This window comes from Modestobacter sp. SYSU DS0290 (genome assembly GCF_054050955.1).
On sequence record NZ_JBJHAI010000043.1, the window covers coordinates 1 to 3,524 of the forward strand.

3 protein-coding genes are annotated in these 3,524 nt (G+C 69.9%); all 3 read right to left on the reverse strand.

All coding sequences use genetic code 11. The features are described 5' to 3' along the window. Positions 1 to 98: 98 nt before the first annotated feature. On the reverse strand, positions 99 to 1,019 hold the full coding sequence (locus tag ACI795_RS19370) for a carbohydrate ABC transporter permease (RefSeq protein WP_457077297.1): 921 nt from the start codon (positions 1,017 to 1,019) through the stop codon (positions 99 to 101). Further along, positions 1,016 to 1,963: a carbohydrate ABC transporter permease gene (locus ACI795_RS19375; RefSeq protein WP_457077298.1), complete on the reverse strand. Its 948-nt coding sequence runs from the start codon at positions 1,961 to 1,963 to the stop codon at positions 1,016 to 1,018. The genes ACI795_RS19370 and ACI795_RS19375 overlap by 4 nt, the downstream gene beginning before the upstream one ends. 91 nt (positions 1,964 to 2,054) lie before the next feature. Further along, the gene (locus tag ACI795_RS19380; protein ID WP_457077299.1) at positions 2,055 to 3,410 is read right to left on the reverse strand and encodes an ABC transporter substrate-binding protein; all 1,356 of its coding nucleotides are present in this window, start codon (positions 3,408 to 3,410) and stop codon (positions 2,055 to 2,057) included. Positions 3,411 to 3,524 lie beyond the last annotated feature (114 nt).

A 3,524-nucleotide genomic window follows, 5' to 3' on the forward strand; every position in this document is an offset into this window, starting at 1 on the left:
TGGGGGGGGGGGGTTGGTTTGGGGGGGGGGGGGGGGGGTCGCGCGCGCCCCGCGCCCGCGGGCGCCCCCCGGGGGGGGGGCCCCCCCCCCGCCGCGCGTCACTTCAGGCTGCCGATGGACAGACCGCCCTGCCAGTACCGCTGGAGGCCCAGGAAGGCCGCGATCAGCGGCAGGATCGAGATGAGCGAGCCGACGATGACCAGGGTGTACAGCGACACCCCGCCGCCGTTGTTGGCACCTGCCAGCCCCTGCCAGAGGTTGATGCCGACGGTCACCGGGAACAGCTGCGAGTCCGAGAGCACCGCCAACGGCAGGAAGTAGTTGTTCCAGGTGCCGACGACCGACAGCAGCAGCACGGTGACGACCGCGGGACGCATGAGCGGCAGGGCGACCTGCCGGAACACCCGGAACTCCCCGGCGCCGTCCATCCGGGCGGCGTCCAGCAGCTCGTCGGGGACGGCGTCGGCGCAGTAGACCCGCATCAGGTAGACGCCGAACGGGCTCAGCATCGACGGCAGGATGACCGCCCAGACGGTGTTGGTCATCTCCACCTCCGACAGCATCACGAAGGTCGGGATCACCAGTGCCGTCATCGGCACCATCACCGCGCCCAGCAGCAGGGCGAAGGTGAGCCGCCGGCCGGGGAAGTCGAACTTGGCGAACGCGTACCCGGCCAGGACGGCGAGCACGGTGGCACCGACTCCCCCGCCCAGGGCGTAGAGCAACGAGTTGCCCAGCCAGCGCAGGTAGATGCCGTCGTTGTAGGTGAACAGCGTCGACAGGTTGTCGAACAGGTGCAGGCCGTCGCCGAACCAGAGGGCGCCGTTCGGTGAGTTGAACAGCCCGCCACCGCTCTTGGTGCTGGCGACGACCAGGAACCACAGCGGGAGCACGAAGTACAGGACCAGGAACGCGAGGAACACGTGCGAGGCCCAGGCGCGCCGGCCACGGCGGCGGGGGGCGCCGGCCGAGCCCACGGGTGGGGCCTCGACGTCGGCGGTGCGGGACAGGACGCTCACTTGAGGAACCCCCCACGCTTGCGGGTCAGGAAGAGGAAGACGTAGACGCCGATGAACACGACGATGCCCAGCGCGAAGGAGATGGCGGAGGCGTAGTTGAACTGCGCGAACCGGAACGCCAGGTTGAACGCGTAGACGTTCGGCGTGATGTCGGTGGTGATCGCCCCGTTGGAGATCGGGGTGAGCACCTGGGGTTCGGTGAAGAACTGCAGCGTCCCGATCAGCGAGAACACCAGGATGAGGATCAGCGCCGAGCTGATCATCGGGATCTTGATCCGCAGCGCGATCTGCCGGGCGTTCGCGCCGTCGATCCGCGCCGCCTCGTACACCGCCGGGTCGATGCCCTGCAGCGCCGCGTAGATGATGATCATGTAGTAGCCGGCCCACTGCCAGGTGACCACGTTGGTGAAGCCGTAGAAGAGGTTGTCCCGGCTGAGCAGGAACGGTGCGGAGTCACCGAACACCTGCTCCAGCGGCCCGAAGGTGGGGCTGTAGAGGAAGCCCCACATCACCGCGCCGATGACCGCGGGGATCGCGTACGGCACGAAGATCATCAGGCGGGAGAAGCGGGCGAAGCGGCTGGTGAGGGAGTCCAGCACCAGCGCGGCGGTCAGCGCGACCAGGATCTGCACCGGGATGACCACCACGGAGAACCGGACGACGAACCAGACGCCGTTCAGGAACGCCGGGTCGGTGAAGGCGCGGGTGTAGTTGTCCAGACCGGCGAACCGCTCACCGGTGGCCAGCCCCTTGGTGAAGAGGCTGAGGTAGAAGGCGTAGAGCAGCGGGGCCACCAGGAAGACCAGGAACACCACTGCGAAGGGGGCCAGGAAGGCCCACCCGATGAGGCCCTGGGAACGGCCGCGGCGTCGCCGTCGGCTTCGTACGGGGGCCGGGTCCGCGGCCGGGATCTGCTGCCGCGGCGCCGTGTCCAGCGTTGCCATTGCGGTCTCGCTCTCGTGCGGGGGGAGGTGGAGGTGGTCCCGGGAGCGGGGGTGACCCGCTCCCGGGACCCGGACGGGTCGGCGGGGCAGCTCAGTTGAGCGTGAAGCCCTGCTGCGTCGCGTAGTTCTCCATCTCCGCCTGCAGGTCGTCGAGCGCCTCGGAGCCGGTCTTCTCCCCGGCGTTGATCGCGGCGATCTCCTCGGTGAACTGGGCGTAGAACGTGGTGCCGAACGGGCTGTACGTCGAGCCCTCGTAGGCCTCGGCGGCGGGGATGTAGACGTCCCGGTTCGCCGTCTGGCCGTCGAAGAACTCCGACTCGTTGTTGATGAACTCCGGCGAGCCGAGCACCGACTGGTTCAGCGGGAAGATCGTCTGGCTGGTCCACCCGTCGGTGAGCGAGGCCTCGTCGGCGTAGAGCTCCATGGCCACCTTCGCCGCGAGCTCGGGCTGCTCGGACTGACTGGTGACCGAGAACACCGAGCCGCCCCAGTTGACCGACACCGGGTTGTCGGCGTCCCACTGCGGCAGCGGCGCGACGGCCCACGTGCCGGCGTCCTCGCCCTCACCGGCCCCGGCACCGGTGAGGTACCCGGGCGCCCAGGCGGCGGAGATGTAGGTGGCGTAGTCCCCGCGGATCGCACCGGCGATGTAGTCGGTGGTGAACTGGTCCTGGGTGCCGACGAGCCCGTCGCGCACCAGGCCGGCCCAGTAGTCGAGGACCTCCTTGGCCTCCGGGCTGTTGAGGTCGATCGACAGCTGGGTCGGGTCGGCCGAGTCGTACGTCCAGGGCTCGGCGCCGTTCTGCTGCATGAGGGCGACGGTCGGGGCCGGCACGTTGGCCGGGAAGTCGCCCATCAGGGGCCCGCCGGCGGCCTTGAGCTGCTCGCCCGCAGCCCGGTACTCCTCCCACGTGGTGGGCGGGGTGATGCCGTACTGGTCGAAGACGTCCTTGCGGTACATCATCGCCATCGGGCCGCCGTCGACCGGGATGCCGTAGACGGCGTCGCCGCTGGAGACGTCGCGCCAGGCGCCTTCCCCGAAGTTGCCCTGCACCTCGTCGGCGCCGTACTGGGTGAGGTCGACGAGGGCCTCCTGCAGCGCGAAGACCGGGACGGTGTCGGTCTCGAGCATGACCACGTCCGGCGCGCCGGTGCCGGCGGAGACCGCGGTCTGCAGGCGGGCGTACTCGTCGGCGCCCTGCCCGGCGTTGGTCAGGCAGACCTGGACGTCGTCGTGGAGCTCGTTGAAGTTCTCCACGACCGTCTTCATGTTGGGGTACCAGGCCCAGACGGAGACGACGGGGGCCTCGGTCTTGGTGATCGGAACGCTGCAGTTGCCGCTGTCCGCACTGGCGGTGCCGCCACCCCCGCCCCCGCCACCACAGGCGGAGAGAGTGGCCAGGGCGGTGCCGGCGCCGATGACGGCGGTGAGGAGTCGGGTCTTCACGGTGCTCCCTGTTGATAGTGACGCCCACTGACGTCGTCGTCGTGGGGTGGTGCGGTGGAGCGGGGGCACCGGCCGGAGGGGGTGCCCCGGTGCTGTACCGGGCCGGCCGCGGCC